1 protein-coding gene and 1 pseudogene are annotated in these 3,788 nt (G+C 52.4%); one reads left to right on the forward strand and one right to left on the reverse strand.

Features of this window, described 5'->3' with window-relative positions; genetic code table 11:
* A pseudogene (locus DKT70_RS18565) lies at positions 1-182 on the forward strand (FAD/NAD(P)-binding protein); the annotation flags it as partial.
* 194 nt (positions 183-376) lie between these two features.
* On the opposite strand, the gene DKT70_RS17480 reads toward DKT70_RS18565, so the two are convergent.
* The gene (locus DKT70_RS17480) at positions 377-3,073 is read right to left on the reverse strand and encodes a calcium-binding protein (RefSeq protein WP_111560325.1); all 2,697 of its coding nucleotides are present in this window, start codon (positions 3,071-3,073) and stop codon (positions 377-379) included.
* Between the last annotated feature and the right edge of the window lie 715 nt (positions 3,074-3,788).

Consider the following 3,788-nt stretch of genomic DNA (forward strand, 5'->3'; position numbering starts at 1 on the left):
ACTGCGCGCTGATTGACGCCCAAGGCCGCCCCGAACCCCGCATTCGTGTCATCGGCCCCGCGTCACGTGCCGCATTCTGGGAAATCACCGCCATCCCGGATATCCGCGAGCAGGCGCAAGCAATAGCCAGTCAACTCATCACGACGATTGCTCTCAAAACATCCGCAACAGTGGGTTCATGAAACCGATGGTATATCGATAAGTACAATATTAAATGTCATACAGCGCTATTCGCAAAAAGCTTGAGTTGTCGACATGCCTTGAATGCTAGGTCCCCGATATAAGTTTAGGTAAGTCCCAACTCTTTGGATGGCATGAGGAAACGTGTAGTGAGGGCAGGAGTCCTAACATTCAGGTGAAATTTTCAATATAACGCTCATTTTCCGGCGGTAAGTTTCAGAGATCTCAATGTTGAAACGAAAGCAGATAACATAAGCCGAACGACCGTTGCATGGGGATGTCTTGGTTTTGTGCAGGAGGCTAAATGCGGTCCAACGACCCAATATACTGAAACTAGAAAACGACCGAGCGAATAGCGAATAAGGTAATTATCCCTGAATGCTCGCAACGCTTTGACGTCGGGATGAAATGGATCACCAAAAGCCGCCGTGGCTACGAAACAGGTAGGAGAGCTGGCTTCGTTAGCTTCATTTTCGTCATGGCCGTGGTCATGATCATAGTGGTCGTGATAATCATGGTCGTCTTCTTCGGTGCCGTCATGATCGTCGACCTCATCTTCGCTCGGGAAGTCAGGAAGGTGATCCGTGTCATCGGCAGGTTCATCCGGGGCTTCTTCATGATCAGGTTCCCCACCAGTATCATCGTCAGGATGATGAACCTCTGTTCCATCCTCGTTTCCTGTTCCCGGACCTGCTTGTGGCGGCAGTCCTAAAATTGGGCCATCGCTCTCATTGCCAAGATCGGGATGCGTCGGGTCATGTCCACCGTCATTCTGGTGGCCTTCCTCATCATGACCAAACTTCTTCAATGTAGCGTCCAAGCTATCGAAGTAGTGATCTTCGTTGCTTGTCTCTGTTCCATCATGAATCGTCTTGTAGATTTCCTTTATCTGCACGCCACTCAACGAACTGAAATGTTTGCTGGTTATCGAGATCGCCTGATCACTGTCCATGAAGTCCAAGATCTGGTCCTGCAACTCATCTGCCTGATCAGCATAGTTCTCGAGCCTGACAAAATGACCGCTCGGCAGGTTGATAATCGCATCGTTACCATCGGTTTGAATTTCGGCACGAAGATCTTCAATATTGTCGAATTGATGCGACAACCCGATAACGTCATCCGAAGAAAAGTCCGTTATGGCTTGGTTTTTCGCCCCGCCGATAATGAAGCTGTTATGTCCTCCACCACCCTCGAGCGTGCTTTCGCCAGTCTCGTCACCGATACCAGAGAAAATCAGATCATCGCCGGCCCCGCCAACAACCAGGTCATCGCCTTCGCCAGTGAATATGACGTCGCCGTCATCTGATGCTTCGATGTGATCGTCGCCCTTTCCCCCCGAAAGAATATTGTGACCCTCGACCCCAATCAGGGTATCGTCACCAACATGGCCTCTTAGGATATCATTGCCCGCTCCACCTTGGATGAAGTCGTTGACCATCCCATTGGACGGATCAGTCGTGTTATGAGCGCCCTCGATAACTAGGTCACGATCATAATCTGAAACGACTACGACCACCATTTCCCCTGGAGAAACGGCTGGTATATCTTTGGGTTTCAGACCGGCGCTGACCTTCATGTCCGCGCGAGCATCCGCAATGCCGTCTGGCGCGGTGAGCTCGGTCGCGGATTCATCGAACCACGGGGAGTGCGGAGAGTTTGCGGGTGTCAGTTCGTAGAAAGTGAGGTGTTCCTGACCATCGAGGTCTACCAGATCGATGTGTGCAACCTGGGTCCCTCCGTTGAACATGAAGATGATGCTCTGATCGCTTTCGCTAAATCCGCTGACACGATCCAAGTCGGGATAGTTGATAACACTCCTGATCTCATCTTCCGTCATGACGGTCTTATCAGTCAGATAACTCTGCGAAATGTCGAATATCTGGCCCATGGGGGTTGCGATGGCGACAATATCTCCCTCGTCACTCTCGCCATACGGAAACTTTGTGTCGTAGAATTTGTTTGACAGCCATTCGTAGGCAATTCCCCAGTGGCTTATTTCGTCAATACCAGAATTAACTGCTCCGGAAAACGCCTCCAGCCATGCGGCTCCCTGCTCGATCCCTATGGCGGTGTTCTCACCTATATTGAACTCTGACAGGTAGAGCTTGAGGTCGTCGGAAAATCCATAGCCTTCGTTAAAGACCTCCATGGGCTTTATGGCCCAATCTATTTTTTGTTCTATGGCATTCGCGTTGGGGTACGAGTGCTGAAATATTGTTCCAACCAGTTCACGGTTGTCCAGGGAGATCTGGGAAATAATGTCTCGTGAATCCTGTGGCCCGACGGTAGTCCAGCGGCCATCTTCGCCCTGCTCGGCCTTCCATTGCACTCCGGCTTGGATGCCTATGGATGGTTGATACCATTCTCCATTCTGATCCGAAATACGTTCGATCATCTCGCTGATCTTCGGTATCTCGAAGTTGGCTATTTTTCCATACTCCGCACCGGTCAACGATCCCCAATGCTTGCTGCCCCAATATTCATTGCCAATCTCTATGTCCGATATCTCCGCGTCTGAAAAATCGCGGAGAGCTTGTTCCAGGTTGTCGAGATACTTATCGAAGCCTGTGTGATCAAATTCGGCAGTGTCTTTATTGTAGAATTGGAATGTCGGCGTGACGATCGTGACAGGCTTGCCCTCTGCCTCAGAAAAACTCAAAGCCTCTCTGATCGTGAGGACGTAGTCGTCATCGGCTCTGTCCAAGGCATTTCCAAATATCTTGTCGAGACCTCCATTTTCCCATGTCTGATCTTCGGTAACTCCCCCGCCGGGGTATCTGAAGGACGAGAAATCAATTTCCTTCAGAACCGCGGCGTAGGGTTCGCCGTCGCGCAAACTGTCTCTGGTCAGGATCATGTTCGCGCCGAAATGCGCGCTGGTGATAACATGCATTCGTTGGAAGCCCCAGATGTCGGTGGTATGATCCGGGCCTGTGACGCCAGGTCATTTCCGTTAGGGTAGATGGGCAAGGTTTCTGACGGGTTAATGCATTTATACAATTGTTATTAATAACTTAATCTTATGTTAGCATTTATCGCGGCAGCCACTGCGTGGACCCTGCGCCACTGGTCCCTTAGAAGGCGACGTATTCGCAGCCGCGATCGCTGTATTCGCCGAGGAAGGTGGCGTTGCGGTCGCGAAAAGGTCCCCTCGGCGGTGATGGCGAAGTAGTCGTCGGTCTCAGTCTCGGGTCGGCGAATGTCCGAGATCCGGCCGCCGTGGCCGTGGAGGGCCGGCCCCACCGCCGAGACCTCGACGAAGAGCAGCAGCCGCTGGCGGATCACCGCGTCGCGCCATTCCGCCTTATCTCTCATATGCGCCAGAGACAGCGCCCAGCTGACCGCGGCGAAGCGGACTTGGCCGGGTGGGCGTCCATCACCCCCGAGTCGCGGATGCCCGAAGCTTCGATAACGCCATGGGCGGCCAGCCATGTGTGGGTGCCGTCATGCCAGGACGTGCTGCCAGAGGTGGTTCGGTTTGTCTGAACGGGTTCCGGGCGTTCTTTGAGTGGTTTTCTGCCTTGGTTACGCGGCCACGGCTTCTAGGTGTTTGATCCCACGGTTTGATGGTGTGATCCTTTCGAAGGAATGGAAGGATGCCCTATGGG

Origin of the sequence: Paracoccus sediminilitoris (genome assembly GCF_003259195.1) — a bacterium.
In the GTDB taxonomy this organism is placed as follows: domain Bacteria; phylum Pseudomonadota; class Alphaproteobacteria; order Rhodobacterales; family Rhodobacteraceae; genus Paracoccus; species Paracoccus sediminilitoris.

Bases quoted from the DNA above. Each gene is read 5' to 3' on its own strand.
- DKT70_RS17480 (WP_111560325.1), bottom strand. From the start codon at position 3,073: ATGCATGTTATCACCAGCGCGCATTTCGGCGCGAACATGATCCTGACC.